At 45.3% G+C, this 17766-nt stretch carries 18 protein-coding genes; 7 read left to right on the top strand and 11 right to left on the bottom strand.

Annotated elements, in window-relative coordinates:
• Window positions 1-104: 104 nt before the first annotated feature.
• The 7 genes from AC0J2X_RS01125 to AC0J2X_RS01095 all read left to right on the top strand — a co-directional run bounded on the left by AC0J2X_RS01125 (window position 105) and on the right by AC0J2X_RS01095 (window position 5850).
• Complete coding sequence (locus tag AC0J2X_RS01125; protein ID WP_069944748.1) at window positions 105-548, top strand: pilin; 444 nt, start codon at window positions 105-107, stop codon at window positions 546-548.
• Between the two features lie 68 nt (window positions 549-616).
• Window positions 617-1825 (top strand): type II secretion system F family protein, encoded by a 1209-nt coding sequence (locus AC0J2X_RS01120; RefSeq protein ID WP_069944749.1) that lies wholly within the window; start codon window positions 617-619, stop codon window positions 1823-1825.
• Between the two features lie 52 nt (window positions 1826-1877).
• Window positions 1878-2771 carry a prepilin peptidase gene (locus AC0J2X_RS01115; protein WP_342317702.1) on the top strand — a complete coding sequence of 298 codons (894 nt, stop codon included), beginning with the start codon at window positions 1878-1880 and terminating at the stop codon, window positions 2769-2771.
• Window positions 2772-2789: 18 nt separating this feature from the next.
• Window positions 2790-3401: a dephospho-CoA kinase gene (gene coaE, locus AC0J2X_RS01110; protein ID WP_283622374.1), complete on the top strand. Its 612-nt coding sequence runs from the start codon at window positions 2790-2792 to the stop codon at window positions 3399-3401.
• A 243-nt stretch (window positions 3402-3644) separates the two neighbouring features.
• Window positions 3645-4397 carry a cell division protein ZapD gene (zapD, locus tag AC0J2X_RS01105; RefSeq protein WP_342317703.1) on the top strand — a complete coding sequence of 251 codons (753 nt, stop codon included), beginning with the start codon at window positions 3645-3647 and terminating at the stop codon, window positions 4395-4397.
• A gap of 133 nt (window positions 4398-4530) precedes the next feature.
• Entirely contained in the window at window positions 4531-4758 is a 228-nt protein-coding gene (gene yacG, locus AC0J2X_RS01100; RefSeq protein WP_061486400.1) for a DNA gyrase inhibitor YacG, read from the top strand.
• 219 nt (window positions 4759-4977) lie between these two features.
• Window positions 4978-5850 carry an aspartoacylase gene (locus AC0J2X_RS01095; protein ID WP_283627300.1) on the top strand — a complete coding sequence of 291 codons (873 nt, stop codon included), beginning with the start codon at window positions 4978-4980 and terminating at the stop codon, window positions 5848-5850.
• Between the two features lie 87 nt (window positions 5851-5937).
• Here AC0J2X_RS01095 and AC0J2X_RS01090 read toward each other — a convergent pair whose 3' ends face one another.
• From AC0J2X_RS01090 to AC0J2X_RS01040, 11 genes are read right to left on the bottom strand one after another with little or no spacing between them, the layout of a single operon-like run.
• A complete protein-coding gene (locus tag AC0J2X_RS01090) occupies window positions 5938-7227 on the bottom strand; it encodes a methyl-accepting chemotaxis protein (RefSeq protein WP_039227980.1) in 1290 nt (429 codons plus the stop codon).
• A 9-nt stretch (window positions 7228-7236) separates the two neighbouring features.
• The gene (locus AC0J2X_RS01085) at window positions 7237-7605 is read right to left on the bottom strand and encodes a response regulator (protein ID WP_014950410.1); all 369 of its coding nucleotides are present in this window, start codon (window positions 7603-7605) and stop codon (window positions 7237-7239) included.
• Window positions 7606-7621: 16 nt separating this feature from the next.
• Window positions 7622-8356, bottom strand: coding sequence for a ParA family protein (locus tag AC0J2X_RS01080; protein WP_101565582.1), 735 nt, complete (start codon window positions 8354-8356; stop codon window positions 7622-7624).
• Window positions 8353-8610, bottom strand: coding sequence for a hypothetical protein (locus AC0J2X_RS01075; protein ID WP_272969209.1), 258 nt, complete (start codon window positions 8608-8610; stop codon window positions 8353-8355). The genes AC0J2X_RS01080 and AC0J2X_RS01075 overlap by 4 nt, the downstream gene beginning before the upstream one ends.
• A complete protein-coding gene (locus tag AC0J2X_RS01070) occupies window positions 8601-11231 on the bottom strand; it encodes a chemotaxis protein CheA (protein WP_472995685.1) in 2631 nt (876 codons plus the stop codon). Before AC0J2X_RS01070 ends, AC0J2X_RS01075 begins: the two co-directional genes overlap by 10 nt.
• A 4-nt stretch (window positions 11232-11235) precedes the next feature.
• Entirely contained in the window at window positions 11236-11601 is a 366-nt protein-coding gene (locus AC0J2X_RS01065) for a response regulator (protein WP_039227970.1), read from the bottom strand.
• A 1-nt stretch (window position 11602) separates the two neighbouring features.
• Entirely contained in the window at window positions 11603-12457 is an 855-nt protein-coding gene (locus AC0J2X_RS01060; protein ID WP_039227968.1) for a CheR family methyltransferase, read from the bottom strand.
• Window positions 12450-13091 (bottom strand): HEAT repeat domain-containing protein, encoded by a 642-nt coding sequence (locus AC0J2X_RS01055; protein ID WP_069944757.1) that lies wholly within the window; start codon window positions 13089-13091, stop codon window positions 12450-12452. Before AC0J2X_RS01055 ends, AC0J2X_RS01060 begins: the two co-directional genes overlap by 8 nt.
• Before the next feature lie 14 nt (window positions 13092-13105).
• On the bottom strand, window positions 13106-14143 hold the full coding sequence (gene cheB, locus AC0J2X_RS01050) for a chemotaxis-specific protein-glutamate methyltransferase CheB (protein ID WP_069944758.1): 1038 nt from the start codon (window positions 14141-14143) through the stop codon (window positions 13106-13108).
• Between the two features lie 19 nt (window positions 14144-14162).
• A complete protein-coding gene (locus AC0J2X_RS01045; protein WP_069944759.1) occupies window positions 14163-15710 on the bottom strand; it encodes a chemotaxis protein CheW in 1548 nt (515 codons plus the stop codon).
• A 36-nt stretch (window positions 15711-15746) separates the two neighbouring features.
• Complete coding sequence (locus AC0J2X_RS01040; protein ID WP_039227964.1) at window positions 15747-17654, bottom strand: methyl-accepting chemotaxis protein; 1908 nt, start codon at window positions 17652-17654, stop codon at window positions 15747-15749.
• Window positions 17655-17766: the final 112 nt, after the last annotated feature.

The following is a 17766-nucleotide window of genomic DNA, read 5'->3' as shown; positions in this document are numbered from 1 at the left end:
ACTGAGTATCAAGTACCAGGGGCGTTAAATGGACGACTCGGGTATAAACGTCAATTTGAATTAGATTTAAACTTTACGTGTTATACACGTCCCGGAGAAAAACCATGATGAACATGAATACTAAAAACCAAAAAGGTTTCACCCTAATCGAACTAATGATTGTTGTTGCAATCATCGGTATCCTTGCAGCAATCGCACTTCCTGCTTACCAAAACTACACGCAAAAAGCGCGTTTTACTGAAGTATCTAATGCTACAGCAGCGGCCAAAACTGCGATTGAGGTATGTTATGCTTCGACAGCTGATCTAACGCAGTGTACTTCTGGTAACAACGGTGTTCCAGCTACAACTACAGCAGCAGACGCTACTGCAACAACTCCAGCAATCGTTGGCGTAAACACTGGCACAGCAGGTACAATTACAGCTACAGCTTACCCTGACATGAATATCCAAGGCGGCACTGGTGATGGTACATACACTTTGACAGCAACAGAAGAAACTGGACGTCTACTTTGGACTGTTAGCTGTGACCCAGCAGACCTTTGCTAATAGAAGCTGATTAAATTAATAATAAGCCCAGTGATAACTGGGCTTACTAGTTTTTAAAGGTGTAAAAAATGGCTAAAGCGGCAACTACATTTATATGGCAAGGGAAAGACCGCCACGGCCAAGCTCGTAAGGGCGAAATTTCGGCAACATCACTCTCAGAAGCCAAAAACCTTCTCCGTCGACAAGGGATCTCTGCCAACAAAGTAAAGAAACTAGCTAAACCACTTTTCGGTGGTGGACAAAAAATAACCCCAGCAGACATTTCTGTCATATCGCGTCAAATCGCCACCATGCTTGCCGCGGGCGTTACCCTTATCCAATCTTTAGAAATGATTGCACAAGGTCACGCCAAGCAATCCATGCGGAAACTTTTAGGCGAAATTACCGATGAGGTTAAATCTGGTAACCCGCTCTCGTCGGCGCTTAGAAAACACCCCCTATATTTTGACGATTTGTATTGCGACTTGGTTTACACCGGTGAGCAGTCGGGCGCACTTGAAACGATTTATGACCGCATCGCGACCTACAAAGAAAAGGCCGAAGCTCTAAAATCAAAAATCAAAAAAGCGATGTTTTACCCTATCGCGGTTTTGGTTGTTGCCTTTATTGTTACGACCATCCTTCTTATATTTGTTGTGCCGCAGTTTGAAGAGATTTTCAGCAGCTTTGGCGCAGAACTCCCTGCCTTCACCCAGTTCGTATTGGCTATTTCACGGTTCGTCCAAGACTACGGTATTTTTATCGCCATAGGTATTGGCGGTGCTGGGTTTATGTTTATGCGCACCTATAAGCGAAGCCAGAAGCTACGTGACACGGTAGACCGCAACATTTTAAAAATTCCCGTTATTGGCGAAATACTAAAGAAAGCAAGTATTGCGCGCTTTACCCGAACCCTAGCCACGACCTTTGCAGCAGGTGTGCCGCTTATTGGCGCACTTGAATCCGCCGCAGGTGCATCGGGCAACGCAGTATACCGCGAAGCCATTTTATACATGCGTAAAGAAGTGGCGGGCGGTATGCCAATGCATGTTGCGATGCGCGCTACACAAGTATTCCCTGACATGGTGACGCAGATGATTGCCATTGGTGAAGAGTCGGGCGCGGTTGATGAAATGCTCAGCAAAATTGCCACCATATATGAAGCTGAAGTCGATGATATGGTAGACGGTTTAACTAGCCTACTTGAACCTATGATCATGGCCGTACTTGGCGTGGTAATCGGCGGCTTGATTGTGGCTATGTACCTCCCTATATTCCAGATGGGTAACGTGGTATAACGTGGCTCAGCACCAAAAGAACGAAAATCAACAATCATAAGAACCACATACCATGGACGCGATAATTACGCTTAGTCAGCTTTACCCTGCTGTATTCTATTCCCTAGTCTTTTTTGTAAGCTTAATGGTTGGCAGTTTCTTGAACGTGGTGATTTACCGCTTGCCTATTATGATGGAACGCAGCTGGCAGCAAGAGTACCAAAGCTATTTTAGCGAGGGTGAGCCGACACCTCACAATAAAAACTCATCAGCGTCAGAAGAAGTATTTAACCTTGTAAAACCAAACAGCACATGCCCTAGCTGCGGCCACAAGATTCGCGCATGGGAAAATGTTCCTGTTATTAGCTACCTGTTCCTTAAAGGTAAATGCGCTAAATGCAAAGTTGGAATATCAGTTCGATACCCGCTGGTTGAATTGTTTACTGCTTTAGCCTGTACTTTTGCGGCCTATCAATTTGGTGTCACATCGCAAGCACTATGGGCCGTATTGTTTACTTACATACTCGTTGCTCTGCTGTTTATTGACTTAGATAAGATGCTATTACCTGACCAGTTGACACTGCCTCTACTGTGGTTGGGGTTACTGTTGAGCACGCAACACATTTTTGTAGGCACCACCGACGCTATTATTGGCGCAGCGGCGGGTTACTTAAGTTTATGGTCTGTTTATTGGCTATTTAAACTTGCCACTGGCAAAGAAGGCATGGGCTATGGCGATTTCAAGCTGCTCGCCGCACTTGGCGCTTATACGGGCTGGCAAGGTTTGCCCATTATTATTTTGCTCTCTTCGTTTGTTGGTGCAATTGCAGGCATACTCATAATGGTGATTCAAAACAAAGGTAAGTCGCTGGCAATTCCTTTTGGTCCCTATCTCGCAGTGGCGGGTTGGCTGACACTGCTTTTTAAAGATGCCATTATTACCACCTATCTTGATTACGTACTTTAGTTAGAAGGTGCCGGCATTATGAATAAGCAGACTCCCTTTGTAGTAGGCCTTACTGGCGGGATAGGTAGCGGTAAATCTGCTGCCACTGATATTTTTGCGTCGTTAGGCATAGACATCGTGGATGCCGACGAGGTCGCAAGAGATGTAGTTGCCGTGGGCTCACAAGGGTTACTTCAAATAGCTGAGCATTTTGGCGAGCATATTTTGCTTGAAGACGGTAGCCTTGATCGCGCCGCACTTCGAGAGAAGGTTTTTGCTAACCCAGATGAAAAAACCTGGCTGAACGGCCTTCTCCACCCGCTTATTCGTTCTCGCATGCAACAGCTAATCATGGAATCGACTTCCCCCTATTGCATCTTGTCTGTTCCACTATTGGTTGAAAACAAGCTTACTGAAATGTGTAACCACGTAGTAGTGGTTGACTGCCCTGAAGTGCTTCAGCTTGAACGCGCCTTAAAGCGAGATGGTAGCTCTGAAGCAACGATTAAAAGTATTATGGCGTCACAAGCTAGCCGTAAAGAACGGCTGAGCGCTGCAGACCATGTATTAGACAATAGCACCAGCCTAAACGCCCTCTCTTCGCAAGTTTCGGCCTTGCATGAACACTTACTTTTGCTATCTAAAGCGTGAAGTTGATAGACGAAGTTAACGCAAAAACACTTCCCTAATAACTAAATTCACTATCTAAAAGCAGGGCGTTACAGCCTTACGGATTGATTTTTGAAACTTTTTTGACCAATTAACGTCAAAGTAAAGATTTGGCGAACAAGTATACTTGGCTTAAACGCTTTGATGCTTTAGGCTTGTTGCCTTTCACTGTTCAGCTAAATTTTTAGCGACATTTCTCTAAGTCTATGTGTTTTAAGGGGTTCCATGGGTCACGCTGTTTTCGAATTTCCACTAAAGGAAAAAGTACGTAACTATTTACGTGTTGAGCAGCTGCTTGGACAACTTAAAATTACGGCTAAATCAGAACATACTCATCTGCAGCTGGTGTTTTTTGAACAGCTTTTCGAATTACTTGATCTCATTGAAAGACTGGATCTTCGCTCCGATCTTACCAAAGACCTCGAAGCCCATGAAAAGAACTTGGTTTATTGGTCTAAACACCCGAAAATTGACAGCACCGCCTTAGAGCAAGCGCTAAAAACCGTGCTTACCCTAAAACAAAAGCTAAAAACAGACCGCCGTTTTGGTAGTGCTTTGAAAGAAGATAAACTGCTAAGCGCAATCAGGCAGCGCTTTGCCATTCCAGGTGGCGCGTGCAGCTTCGATTTGCCCAATCTTCATTTTTGGTTACAACAACCCCTTGAACAACGCCTCGCTGAAATAGCGCAATGGCTTGAAACGTTAGCCTTACTCGATGATGCGATTGCTGTTAGCCTGTCGTTTATTCGCGAACGAGGTCAATTTGTCAATGTAGTTGCTGACAACGGTTTTTACCAAGGCGCTGCAGAAGATAAAAACGAGTTAATTCGCGTTAAATGTAGCGTTGATGAAGGGTATTACCCTACGCTTAGCGGCAACAAATACCGTTACGCACTCCGCTTCATGCTATTTTCTCCTCTAGAGGGCCAATCTGGCGCAGTGGAAAGCAGTATTCAGTTTCGTTTAGCGGCCTGTTAAACTTAAGACCTGCTGACGTGTGATGTACCGCAAAGATCAGCAGGCCAGAGTCTTTAATTTATTATTTACCGTCTGCGGTAGTATAAGCAAATCGCAAACTTCGCCGTTTAGACGTATTTCACTGGAGTAAATAATGGAAGTGAAATGTCCTATTTGTGCCAAGCAGGTTGTTTGGGCACCAACAAGCGAATATCGCCCTTTTTGCAGTAAAAAATGCCAACTTATCGATTTAGGTGAATGGGCCGCTGAAGACAGAAAAATAACCGGCAAGCCTGCAGAAGACGCAACGCCCAAGCATATCGATGTTGAAGAGATAGAGGCGATGCTAGCACAGCAATCAGATGACTTCTTTAAGCACTAATACGCGCTGTCTTTCCCCACAATTTGGCAAACATCAGTATTTAGGTAAATTCTACTAAGACGTATTCTCGTACAAAGCGCAGTGGTGTAGTATCGGTTTACTTGCTCTCCAAGTCGTGGGTAGATGCGCAGACAGCGAACGTATTAATTCATCACAATATTACTCAATAGCTCGCTGCGCAGCCTTCCTCATCTTCAACCTATACAAAAAGGAACATGAATGTTTAATTCTATCGCGCTTGTTGGTGGTACTCATGGAAATGAAACCAGTGGTATTCAGCTTATTCGAAACTGGCAACAGTTTGGGCTACCTTCGCGATTTAATGAGCTAAATGTTTCGTTAAGCATCGCCAATGAAGCGGCCATTGCGGCAAACGTTCGTTTCGTAGACGAAGACTTAAACCGTCAGTTTACCTTTGAACGTTTATCGAATAACAATTCTGCGAAAGAAGCTGAGCTTGCTAAGGCTCTTAACCAACAGTTAGGGCCTAAGGGTGATTCGAACACAGATTTTGTGATTGATATTCACAACACCACCAGCGAAATGGGTGCTACGCTTATCATTTTGGAAGCGGATGAATTTCATATTCAGCTAGCGCGATACGTAAAGCAACAAATGCCAGAAGCCAACATTTTGGTAGAAGACGAAAAGCCCTACCTTGAACATGGTTACTTGTGCACCACTGGTAAGAAAGGCGTAATGATAGAAGTGGGTGGGCAGCCACAGAGCGTATTAAGAGAAGATGTTTACCTTCTAACACAAACCATGGCTGAAGCAATATTGGATTTTTGTGCCGCGTATAATAAAGGGCAAATCAGTACTGACGCTTTGCCTGCCTGTGAAGCTTTTCGTTTAGGCGATAATGTGTCTTTTCCGTTAGATGCTAATGGAAAACGTACTGCCATGATCCATCATTCACTGCAAGATAACGATTTCAAACCTCTCATACCTGGGGCACCTGTATTTCGGACGTTTGACGGCAAAGATATCGTGTGGGAAAACGAAACTGAAACCTACCCGCACTTTATTAATGAAGCCGCTTATTTCAAACTGGATGTGGCATTTGCCACCGCTGAACGAATAATGCTTTAAGCGTAAGTTATCTTGTTATTTGAATTACCAGCAAAAGAATAACAAAAGCACAGTCAGAAAGGCTATTGGGCCCTGATGGGCCCTCAGCTAAAAGAGTTCTATTTTTGGCTCTCGCGCCTCTTCAAACTCATTTTTCTCTTCTGGTGAAGATTCATTGATGTCAAAATGGATTTTACGCTGATCTTCCATAACGTATTTTTCAAACATTTCTTTCGTGCTTAAATTAAAAGACTCGTCAAAATGTTCGCGATTATTGATGTAAGACGAGAATTGTCCGAACAGGCTAACAATGGCATCTTGCTCTAACTTCACGTGTTCGGTGCGCTGGCGAATAATATCTTGGAATTGAATCTTGGCTATTGCACCACTCACTTTAGACGCCACTTCTGTCGCGCTTTGTGAAAAGCATGCCAGCATTTTGGGATTGAGTTCTTCTAATACCCGATAGTGGCTCGTAATGTTTTCTAACGATTCAGAAAACCCCGTTAATAGTTCACACGTATCGTTAGCACGCGTTGAATTAAGCATTTTCTCTCCCTGATGATGCGCGGCATCAAGAGCGGACTTTATACCGGATTCTATTTTTTCAGCCGCTTCTGAAGACTGGGAAGACAATATACGTACCTGTTCTGCTACTACCGCAAATCCCCTTCCGTATTCTCCGGCTCTAGCTGCTTCGATAGCCGCATTTAGCGCTAACAAGTTGGTTTGTGAAGCAATATTTTTAACCAGTTCCGTCAGCTCTTTAAGGTTCTCAACTTCACGCATTACCCCTTGAATCGCTTCTGTATCTGCGATTTGCTGTTCCCGCTGGGTGCTTATCATGGCTTTAATACTCGATAAGCGCTTTGCAGCCAGCTCAAACTCATCGGCGCTTTTTTCTTTGCAGCTAAGCGCGTTCTTCTGCCCTAACTCAACGTTATCTATACTGTCTTGAATGCTACTTTCAATTTCGTACAGCGCCTTCATCAGTTCCATCGATGCATCTTCTGTGATAGCGCTTATGCCGTCCATTTGGCCTTTGAGGATGGCTACATATTCACTGACTTGAGCATGTGTTTCGTTGAGTTGCTCAGACGTTTCTTGTAAATAACTCTCCTGTTTATTAAGACTGGCTTTGAATACGCTTGTTTGCCTATGCGAATACCATGTAATAAAACTCAAGAAACCCAGAATTGTGGCAACGGTACCTGCTTGCCCATTTAATAGCTGTGGCGATATGTTCAACGAAATTGCCATACTCAATATAGACACACCAACCAAACCACTCCAAAGTAAAAGTGAGTCCTGAACTTTATTCGTCTTATCCTTAAGCACTTTAAACTTCTCAGCGAGTACCAACTCATAATACTGCTTTGTTTTTTCAAGTACTTTCATAACCTAACCTTATGCAGTTGGCACCAACTGCTTTACTACACCTAATAATTGCTCTGGCTCAACAGGCTTAACAAGCCAACCTGTCGCGCCCGCCGCTTTCGCTTCTTCGCGACGACTCTGTTGTGATTCAGTGGTTAACATCAACATAGGGGTGAACCTGAACTTAGACTGCTGTTTCAACGTTTTAATAAGCTCTATGCCGTTCATACCTGGCATGTTTAAGTCTGTGATAATTAGTTTAGGACTGATTGATTCAAGGGCTGTCATAGCCGCTTCCGCACTCTCTGATTTTGTGACCGTATAGCCCGCTCGTTTTAATAACATTTCCATGCTCATTAACATGGTGGCCGAGTCATCTACTAAGTGTATTGCGCTCATTGCATTACCTCTCGTGTTAGCCAATTAATTGTTTACATAATTCAGTATAGTCATGTGCGCCACGACTGTTAGGAGCATAGGCAAATACAGGCTTATTCTCTGCAAATGCCTCGGCGAGTTTGATGCTCTTTCTAATGGGATTAAGCACTTTGCTTCGTCCATAGCGCCCGTACCAGTTACTTAACTCCTGTCTGTGCAGCTTTAGATTTTGTTCTACCATGACAGGTAAAATAGTGAGTTTGGTTGCTCTAAACTTTCGCTCTGCCATTGCATTTCTGCAGGCATTGAGCAGTTTCTGAACACCGTCACTTGCCAGTGGAAGGGGTGTTGCTGGAATAATAATGTCGGTCGCTGCCGATAGCGCAGCCATAAGCTGCGGGCTCAATGTTGGCGGTGTATCAATAAGAACAATATCGAAATGTTTCGTTACCGCTTCCGAGTCGCACCAGTTACGCAATACATCTAGCGTGATTTCTTCATTTGTATTCGCATTACAAGTATCAACATCGGTGGCATATATGTTGTCAGCGCACTTCACAATAGAGGTAAAGAAGGTGTTGAGAGGCAGTTCAGTTATATCGCTTTGTTGAACGCACCCTAGTGCTTTTAAGCCATGCATAACATGGCCTTGATTATCAAGATCCAACACAATGACCCGTTTATTCGCTTGTGCGAAGCCATAAGCGAGATTTACCACCGTGGTGGTTTTCGCCGTACCGCCTTTGCGATTAGCTACCGTGATCACTCTCATTCGAACCACACTTTACTCTGCTTGTTTTGCATCATTTCAGTCAGCCAATATAGTGCATCAGCTTCAGGCCACACGCTCACTTTTGGCGTCTTCGCTAGCAATACCTGATACACAGCGGTATGTGCGCTACCTAAGGCTTTTAAATTAACTTGTCGGGAAGTCTCTTCATTCAACCAAGCAAAGAGCGCTTCAGCTTCTTCTATTTCACAGTGCCCGGTCATGACCGCGACTTTCTTTTTGTAAGCTATAGGCATTTTGCTAAAACCTCTTGAACGTTGATAATCAATAACACACGCCCGTCGCCAAGCAGCGCCGTTCCCGAGAAGTGAGCGTATCCGGCCAACACGCCTTCAAGGGGTTTTTGAATAACGTCAATCCCTTCGTGAAATTTATCAATGATTAATCCAAACTCTCCTTGAGGCGTTGATACCACAAGAATTGAATGCTCTTCCCTTTCTTCGGCTGCTTCGAAACCTAACGCTTCACGCAAGTCACAAAGAGGTATGAGCTTTTCGCGGATAACCAGTACGTGTTCGTTGCGAATACGCTGGATATCGGCAGTAGGCACTTTGACAGTCTCAACAACGGCATCCATTCCAACACCAAACATTTGATCATTCACTTCGAACATCATTACTCGGTTCACTGACATAGTTTGGGGCAGCAAGAGTTTGAAAGTACTTCCTACTCCCACTTCGCTTTGCATTTCGATTGTGCCGCCGGCCTGACTAACCATCGTTTTTACCGCATCCATTCCAACGCCGCGTCCAGATAAATCTGACACTTGCTCAGACGTTGAAAAACCAGCGGCAAAGATTAACTGTAGCGCTTCATTATCATCCAAGTTTTCAATCTGCGTTTCGCTGATAACCCCTTTTTGAAATGCCAAAAGCTTTATTTTTTGAGGGTCAATGCCTTTACCATCATCGCGAATCTCTATGATTACGCTATCATCAAGCGGCGTTGCAATGAGGTCGATACGACCTACTTCAGGTTTTCCTGCTGCAAGTCGCTCTGCAGGAGACTCTATGCCGTGATCTATGCTATTTCTTAGCAAGTGAATAAGCGGTTCAGATAAGGACTCAATTAAATTTTTGTCAAACTCGGTATCTTCCCCCTGCATACACAACTCGATTTTTTTATCGAGCTTTCTGGCTAAATCCCGCACTAAGCGAGGGTAGCGTTGAAATACGTGGGAAACAGGGACCATACGAATCTGAAGCACTGCACTTTGGAGCGATTCTGTTAATCGGTTAACAATGGAAAAATGGGCTTTGATTTGCTTACTGAGCTTTCTACTGCCTCCCTCTTCTTCTGCCTGCTTTGCAAGATAAGGCAGAGAATTTTTGGCAACGGTTAGCTCGCCAACAATGTCCATTAAGTAATCTATTTTTGACTGGTCGACCTTGAGCATTTTCACCGCTTGGCGTTCAGCTTTTACAGGAGCAGCTGTGTCTTCTGTCGTTTCTAGTGCGTTAGCTGGCTGTGTATTAGCTGGCTGTGTAGCCTCAGCTGTCACGTTATTCGACGTTTGTTGCGCTTGCTCGTCATTTACTTGCGCTTGAATTGTTTCCTCATCTAACGCGTTACTAATGGCAACCGCCAGCGCGTCCTCATTTTCAAACTCAGCGCCCAGAATATTACCCACCAGCCCTGCGATAGAAGGAAACATGAACTCAGATTTATAGTTATCCGAATTTAGTAGCGTGAGCTGTTGTGTCAGCATTGCTCGTTCATGCAACGCTAAGTTTTTTGGCTTAGGCGCTTCTCTCTTCGAGTCGCCTGATTCGCTTGCCGAACTATTACTGACTTCAGGAGACGCATTCGTACTGGTATCTTTACCTGAGCATCCATCCTCTCGAATCTCGTTATTAAGAAAACTCAAATCGTCGATTGAAGATAGCAGGCTCAGCACAGCCCTATTAGCGCTATCATCTTCGCTGTCGTCAAAGTTCAGTGAGGCAAGCAGTAGTCCAGCGCTAGCATGCACTTGCTCTATATCTGTGTCATTCAGGGCACTGTTTAAGGTTTCGTCGTCGATAGTCTCGACGCACTTTTGAATTTTACCGGTGCATGCAGCTTTTAAGGCTTGAGTGGAAAAACTAACGCAAGAGTACTGCCCCTCGTAATACGCCATATGCTGTTTAATTTCATCTTCGCTGGCAACGCCAAGCGCTTTGATTGAAGTGAAACAGTTATAGATATCTGCATCTTCGCCTAATTCGGGCATTTCAATATTAAACGCCTTTATTCCAGGTAAGGCTACGGTGACATTTATTGGGTCTTCTCCGCGAAAGAAGCAGCCTTCGTCGGGCGTGTACTGAATGAAATAGCAGTCTGGGCCAGTCGCTTTACAAAGTAGGTTTAAGTCAGCGTTTCTACCAAAATTGGCGATCAGTGCTATGTGCTCTTCGCTTAGCGTTTGCGGGTCAGCTATTGGGCTTTCGTTGTTAACGGTGGCGCTGCTTTCATCGACTTCACTCGATGCTGTCGGGTCGATAAAGTGTCTTAATTGAGCACTGAGCTGTGTCGATATTGGTTTCCATTGCTCAACGTTCTGGGAACCTACTTCGAGCTCGTCGAACCATATTGAAATTTGGTCTAAGGCTTCAAGCAACAAATCGCCTATATCATCGCTGTAGGTGACCTCGTTAGACCTTACACTATCAAGCAAATCTTCTGCTGCGTGAGCCAAGCGAGTCAAAGGTTTAATATCAAATAAATCAGAAGAACCTTTAATGGTGTGCAGGTCGCGAAAAATTTTGTCTACACGCTCAGAAGCTGGGCCCGACGATTGAATTTCTAAAAGCTCTTGGCTCGCCGACTCTAAATTCTCGCGGGACTCGCCAATAAACACATCAAGTAATTCACTCATTGGCTTACCCCCCAATCACTGCACTTACTACTGACTTCAACGTGTCTGCATCCACAGGCTTCGTCATGTAATAGTTTGCCCCACATTGATAGGCTCGTTCGGCATCTTGATTAGCCGACTCGGTGCTTATCATGATAATGGGGACCGCACGTAGTGCCTCATTGAGCCGTATTTCCTTACATAGCCTATAACCGTCCATCTTTGGCATGTTCACATCAACAAGAAACAAGTCCACATTTGTACCTATAGCTTTCTCAAGCGCTTCTACACCATTCTCCGCCTCTTCGATAATTCTGTCTGGCGAAGTCACCAGCATTTTGTGGAACATTCTTACCGTAGAGGCATCATCAACAATCATTACTGTTTTCATGTTATGCCCCTCCTGTAAGTGGCTTCTGGTAAGCAATCACATCACCGAATTTGCGTACTTTAAACATAGACGAAATACGGCTCATAGATTCGCTGTGCCCTAAAAAAATGTATCCACCTGGTTTCATCGCATCAAAGAGTACCTGCGCCGCCTTCTTACGCGATTCATCATCAAAATAAATGAGCAAGTTTCGGCAAAAAATGAGGTCAAAATGCCTAAACTGCTTCATATTATTTGCGGATAAAATATTCGCGAGCGTAAAGGATACGGACTCACGTATGTCATCACTAAGCTGGAATTGCCCATTGATTTCTTTGAAATATTTCTTCACCAGTGGGAGCGGAATGTTCTGAACAGAGCGCTTGGAATAAAGCCCTTTTTTTGCTGATGCCAGCACGTTGCTGTCAATATCAGAAGAGATGAGCTCTACATCTCTGTGCGCCAACCCTTTCCAATACTCGATAAGATATATCGCTATTGAGTAAGGCTCTTCGCCCGTACTCGAGGGTACTGACCAAATGCGCAAATCTTCTCCGGCAGGACGATAACCGTCTAACTCATCCATTATTTCTCTTGTCATCGCTTCAAATTGATATTCTTCGCGAAAGAAATACGTTTCATTGACAGTCATTGAATTCACAAGGTTTTGAAATTCTTCACCTGACGCTTGGAATCGCATGTAAGTGAAGTAACCTTTAAAGCTCGTATGACCTGTAGCCTTCATGCGTTCATGAAGACGTTTGTCTACAAAATAGCGCTTCGAGTCTTCGAAATGGATCCCGGTTTTTCGGTAAAACATAGAGCGGAACCGTTCGAAATCGGCAGCACCTATTTTGTCTAGTGCTACACTATTCATCGGCGTTTCTCGCTTGATTACGAATTAGTGAAATAACAAACTGAATGTAGCTATGATTCGGAAATCGGCTTTCAACAGTTTGCAAAATATCCAAAGTAGACACATCAGCAATTTCAGCCAGTTTGTCCAGTGCAGTACCCACAACGTTTTCATTGTCGTCATTTAGAGCGAATTGGTGCAGCCAGTTCACTGCATCTATGTGAGCAACCGCACCTATAATGTCTACGCAAAAAATACGGGTGTCAGGATCCTCGTCGTGCATGAGTAAATTGACATTCGCAGCAAAAATATCAGGGTTTTGCTGCATAAGCTCAATAGCCCCATTTCGTAATTGCACGTGTTCGCTTTTAAGCATGGTAATAACCTGCGAGGCATGACTTTGAGTCATATCATGCTCGAGCGCGCTAAATAAGGCCTCGATCACTGTTGGGTCATCTTCTTGTGGCAATCGATATATAAAGGCGTCGTGCGCATCTTTTTGGCCACTCAAATCTCTTACTGCCCACCGGCGCACATCACTGTCGCTCGAGTTTAGGTCGCTAATGAGTTGCTCTTTCGTTCGAGGGTGTTCGCGCTTTTCCTCAAAGTCATCGGAAACATCGGCAATAGGTTCTACTTTCTTCTTGAGACCCATAATTACTTCTCCTCTTAACGACAAAGCGCATTCAATTTAGATGCGACTTTGGGACTATCTAGTACGAAGCTGGCGCAACCCGCTTCAATAAGCTCTTTTGGCATACCGAAGACAACTGAGGTCGCCTCACTCTCTGCGATCGTTGTCGCACCTTCTTTAAACGCTTTGCTCATAGCGGCAACACCATCACACCCCATTCCGGTCAGCTGTACGCACAGCATAGAAAGTGGCTTGTAGCAGTTAAGTGCGCTGTCTACCATACGATCCACACTTGGATGCCACAGAAAACTTGGGCTTGATGGCACAGGGCGCGCTGAGACTTCACCGCCGATTTTTGAGAAGGCAAGATCAGCATCCCCTTTTGCAAGATAAACATTGCCAGCCTTTATGGGCATCTTCGCATTCACCTCAACCACGTTGAGCGGACTGATTCCGTCCAAGCGCTTAGCCAACGCACTGGTGAAAGAGGCTGGCATGTGCTGTGAAATAACGATAGGAACCGGAAATGCGGGGCTTAAGTTAGCTACCAGGTGTTCAAGCTTTTTGGGACCACCAGTGGAAACGCCTACCAGAACGACTTCAAAGGGTATGCTCGTTTTGTGGCGAACAACTTTTTGTGTCACGACTGGGGGCGGTTTAATTGTAGGACGCTGTGGTTTGCCAGTTTTGGCTAGGGCGTGAATTTTGTTTATTAAAGGCGCCTCTAAATCTGAAATATCCCGCGAAACAGTGCCCCCTGTTTTTAACACAAAGTCACTTGCGCCAAGCGCGAGTGCCTCTAGGGTAATGGTGGCCCCCTTTTGCGTGAGCGAAGACACCATGATAATAGGACAAGAATAAAGTTTCTTGAGCATCGCCAGACACGTCATGCCATCCATTACCGGCATATTAATGTCCAGTGTTATACAGTCTGGCTCGAACTCTACAGCTTTAGTTAGCGCTTCTTCGCCGTTACGTGCTACTTGTACAATAAAACCCTCTTTCTCGAAGAGTTGCGTGAACAGCTTTCGCATTAACGCGGAATCGTCGACGATAAGTACTTTTACTGTCATAAATAACCTCGAATATTAGCTAGCATTGCTCTTGAGCTTTAGATACCGCATTGTCATCGAGCAAAACTTTGGGCTCGATAATTTGAATAATGCGTTTTTCATCATTCAGCTTAATCAGGCGGTTTAAGAACTCAGATTGCATCTCAGAAAGTGAAGGCGCTTCTTCAATAGTCTGTCTAACGACAGTCTTCACTTCGGCAACACCATCAACGATGAACCCGGTACGCTGTTTATCCTTGGTAAGAACAACGATGCGCTGACGTTCTGACGTTTCGCTGCACGGCATGCCTAAGCGGCTGCGCAAATCGATAACCGGCAACACCGTACCGCGCAGGTTAACAATGCCTTTCAGGTAATCTGGCGTACTCGGCACACTTTCAAGCTTTTCAGGTACTCGCGTAATCTCTTGCGTATCGTCAATGCTTACACCGTATTCTTGCCCATTAATCCAAAAGATGACGTATTGCTCGCAGTCATCTTCATCAATTGCTAAATCGTTGCCATCATTCATTTGGGACTCCTGCTGAATATCGGCATCAAGACTGGTTAAAACGCTCATCAGCGCACGGCTGTAGATGTTAGAAAGGTTGATAATAGACACCAGGCGTTTGCCGCCATCGCTGCGGTAGACCGCTTCAAGCAGCCCCGATTCCGCGCCGTCATTACATACCGAAGGAACAGATTCCAGTTCAGCTTCAGAAATAGATACCACATTACTGACTTTTGCTACCACAAAGCCAACGCTACCAAACTCACTGTTTTGCGTTACTACAATGCGCGATGCTTCGTTAATTTCAGTGCGCATCATGCCAATGGAGTTCGACAAGTCGACAATGGGAATGATGCGGCCGCGCAGATTGACCAGCCCCAAAACAGAAGGTGCACTGTCCGGAAGTTGCGATATCTCAGCGGGAACACGCACAATTTCTTCTACATCTTGAAGGTGAAATGCGAACTCTTGTTCCTCTAGCGAGAAGCACACTAACTGCTGTAAATTCTCATCCTCTTGAGAATCTTCAGGCGCATCGTTATCAACATGCTGCATTCCCGACAGCTGCATAGTATTGCCATCTTGCTTGATGACTGCCTGTGCTTTTGCAAGCGCAGAAACATCAAGGATTTGCTCTACAGGCTGGTCGCCTTGTTTAATGATGCCCTGCATATAGTCGTAGGCGATAGAATCCGTCATTGAGGTTTTATCGATAACAGCATCGCTGCTAACACTGTAGACGCGCAGTACTCTGTCTACCAGAAATCCTACGCTACCAAGCTCAGACTCCACTACAACTACGCGGGTTACGTCACTCTCTTGTGACTTCGCTCCAAGTAAGATTGTGCTTAAGTCATACACGGGCAATACGTTCCCACGTAAGTTTGCTAAGCCAATCATTTGTGCGGGACCAAGGGGGACAGACACCATAGTCGGTACGCGAATGATTTCGCCCACCGCAAGCATAGGAAAAGTGAAACGCTCCTCGTTGACCATGAAGGACACGAACTGTTGTTCACCACCTGACATTGGCTCAGTTTCGTTTGCGGTCTCGTTATTCGTATTTTCGTTACTCATGAGGCAAGCTCCTCTATTAGACACAAGCGCTATGGATTAGCCGTTTTGCATTTCGTCAGCCACTGAAGCAATTTCTTCAATGGACTTGGCCAACACTTCCATGCCTTTACTTTGCTGGTCTGCTGCGTTAAGTGCCTGCTGACAGTTACTGCTCGCTTGCTCATTTGCCGTCGCAATTTGCTCTAGTCCCCGCTGGGCCTGTGTAACACCCGCGGCAATTTCTTCACCCCGCTCTTTCATTGCCTGGTTATATTGCACAACTTCGTCGATATCAGTCGCAATTTGCTCGACATCTTGCGTAGTTTGCTTCGCTTTCATGACCTCTCTAGATGCACTTTCAGCAACATTAGTTAAGTCTGTTTTTACGCTCATTGTCTGGTCTTGAATGGCTTTGATGAGGTCTTTTATCTGCTCTACATTTTCAGCAGCTTCATCTGCTAGGCTTTGAATATCTGCAGACACGACCGCAAAACCTTTGCCATACTCACCTGCTCGCGCCGCTTCTACTGCGCCGTTTACTGCCAACATGCTGGTTTTCACTGATACCGTGGTAATAGTGTCGATAACCTTGTCTATTTGGCGCGTCATGACTTCCATCTCACTGATAGCACTCACATTTTCTTTGCTAGTTTCAAGCGCCAGATTTATGCCGCTAACCATTCCCTCAATCAGCGCACGGTTTTCTTTAAGTAATCCAGTAATAGCATTGCCTTTCTCTAACGCTACATCACACTGCGCTGAGGCTTTATCAACACCTTCTCTTAACAGGTCGATATTTCCCACGGCTTGGTCGACAGAGCTTGCTGCCTGCTGCGAACCGTTATTCACTTGAGTCAACGCCGTCATTATTTCACTTGATGAGCGATTGATTTCTTCGAGGGTTGCTGACAGCTCTTCAGCTGACGATGCCACCTCTTCTGCGCTCTTGTTAATGTCTGTGCTGTTTTTAAGCTCTTCGGTAATTATTTCTAGTGACTGTGCAGCCTGTTCAGCTTGAGACAAAGCAACACTCTGCTCAGAGACATTAGATGACACTTCCTGGGCAGCGGTTGACTGCTCGTCGGCCGCGCACGAGATTGCTTCTGAACCAGTTTGAATTTCTTTAGCCGCTGCATCCATCGATTTGACTTGTGCCTGCAGTTCACCCGCACCGTCAGCAATGCTCTGCATGTCTGATTTTATGGTGATAAGTTGCTCGGTAACCGCTTGGCCTTTGGTCACTTCCTCAAGCGCCGCTTGCGATGATGATTTAACGGCATCAGAGACACTGTTAGATTGCTGTTGAATACGCTCTATCTGCTTAGCTATATCTGCAGCGCTTTTGTCTGACACTTCTGCGAGCGCGCGAACTGTATCGGCGACTACAGCAAATCCCTTTCCGTGCTTACCAGCCCGTCCCGCTTCAATAGCAGCGTTAAGCGCTAGCAAGTTCGTCTGATCGGCAATGCGGGTCACTTGTTTGACAGCTTCGCCGATGTTTGATGCTTGTTGCTCTAACTCGCTCATCATTACTACAGAGCGTGATTGATGCTCAGACGCAGTTTTAACGCTGGTCATCATGGTGCTTAAATCGCCAACCACACGCTCAAGGTACGTTTGAAGCTCGTTGGTTTTGTCCATTGTCGAGCCTGCCAATTCAAGCTGTGCAACAAGGCCACCTGAAATCTGAGTGATAGCCGCTAAGCTTTCTTGGCTTGCACTGCTCGATTCCTCGGCGCCTGCTGCAATTTCGTTAACTGCAGTGGATAACTGATCGGTTGCGCTTGAGGCCTGATTTATACCACTTGCTAATTCAGTCGTGGCGGAAGCAACGCGCTCTGCGGCTTGCTGCTGCCTCGCGAGTGTTCTTGCTTTGCGGCGCTCCTCTTCCGCTTCTTTACGCATCTTTGCATCAACTCGCACTGCTGGTGCGACTGTTTGTTCGGTAGATTTTTTGAGCGCCATAAGTAACCTCGATATGTGAATGGCTGTAAAAACACTATTCAAATATCGTTGAGAACCGGGCGCATTAATGTATTAAACGAAATACGTTTGTATGGAGAGGGGTACGTTGTTT

The organism is Alteromonas sp. R7, assembly GCF_055755235.1.
The sequence above is the reverse complement of the archived record's forward strand: the minus strand, read 5'-3'. Positions and strand labels throughout refer to the sequence as shown.

What these genes read in the sequence shown, in the direction of transcription:
- AC0J2X_RS01125 (WP_069944748.1), top strand. Translation starts at nt 105, where the DNA reads ATGATGAACATGAATACTAAAAACCAAAAAGGTTTCACCCTAATCGAA.
- AC0J2X_RS01120 (WP_069944749.1), top strand. Translation starts at nt 617, where the DNA reads ATGGCTAAAGCGGCAACTACATTTATATGGCAAGGGAAAGACCGCCAC.
- AC0J2X_RS01115 (WP_342317702.1), top strand. Translation starts at nt 1,878, where the DNA reads ATGGACGCGATAATTACGCTTAGTCAGCTTTACCCTGCTGTATTCTAT.
- coaE (WP_283622374.1), top strand. Translation starts at nt 2,790, where the DNA reads ATGAATAAGCAGACTCCCTTTGTAGTAGGCCTTACTGGCGGGATAGGT.
- zapD (WP_342317703.1), top strand. Translation starts at nt 3,645, where the DNA reads ATGGGTCACGCTGTTTTCGAATTTCCACTAAAGGAAAAAGTACGTAAC.
- yacG (WP_061486400.1), top strand. Translation starts at nt 4,531, where the DNA reads ATGGAAGTGAAATGTCCTATTTGTGCCAAGCAGGTTGTTTGGGCACCA.
- AC0J2X_RS01095 (WP_283627300.1), top strand. Translation starts at nt 4,978, where the DNA reads ATGTTTAATTCTATCGCGCTTGTTGGTGGTACTCATGGAAATGAAACC.
- AC0J2X_RS01090 (WP_039227980.1), bottom strand. Translation starts at nt 7,227, where the DNA reads ATGAAAGTACTTGAAAAAACAAAGCAGTATTATGAGTTGGTACTCGCT.
- AC0J2X_RS01085 (WP_014950410.1), bottom strand. Translation starts at nt 7,605, where the DNA reads ATGAGCGCAATACACTTAGTAGATGACTCGGCCACCATGTTAATGAGC.
- AC0J2X_RS01080 (WP_101565582.1), bottom strand. Translation starts at nt 8,356, where the DNA reads ATGAGAGTGATCACGGTAGCTAATCGCAAAGGCGGTACGGCGAAAACC.
- AC0J2X_RS01075 (WP_272969209.1), bottom strand. Translation starts at nt 8,610, where the DNA reads ATGCCTATAGCTTACAAAAAGAAAGTCGCGGTCATGACCGGGCACTGT.
- AC0J2X_RS01070 (WP_472995685.1), bottom strand. Translation starts at nt 11,231, where the DNA reads ATGAGTGAATTACTTGATGTGTTTATTGGCGAGTCCCGCGAGAATTTA.
- AC0J2X_RS01065 (WP_039227970.1), bottom strand. Translation starts at nt 11,601, where the DNA reads ATGAAAACAGTAATGATTGTTGATGATGCCTCTACGGTAAGAATGTTC.
- AC0J2X_RS01060 (WP_039227968.1), bottom strand. Translation starts at nt 12,457, where the DNA reads ATGAATAGTGTAGCACTAGACAAAATAGGTGCTGCCGATTTCGAACGG.
- AC0J2X_RS01055 (WP_069944757.1), bottom strand. Translation starts at nt 13,091, where the DNA reads ATGGGTCTCAAGAAGAAAGTAGAACCTATTGCCGATGTTTCCGATGAC.
- cheB (WP_069944758.1), bottom strand. Translation starts at nt 14,143, where the DNA reads ATGACAGTAAAAGTACTTATCGTCGACGATTCCGCGTTAATGCGAAAG.
- AC0J2X_RS01045 (WP_069944759.1), bottom strand. Translation starts at nt 15,710, where the DNA reads ATGAGTAACGAAAATACGAATAACGAGACCGCAAACGAAACTGAGCCA.
- AC0J2X_RS01040 (WP_039227964.1), bottom strand. Translation starts at nt 17,654, where the DNA reads ATGGCGCTCAAAAAATCTACCGAACAAACAGTCGCACCAGCAGTGCGA.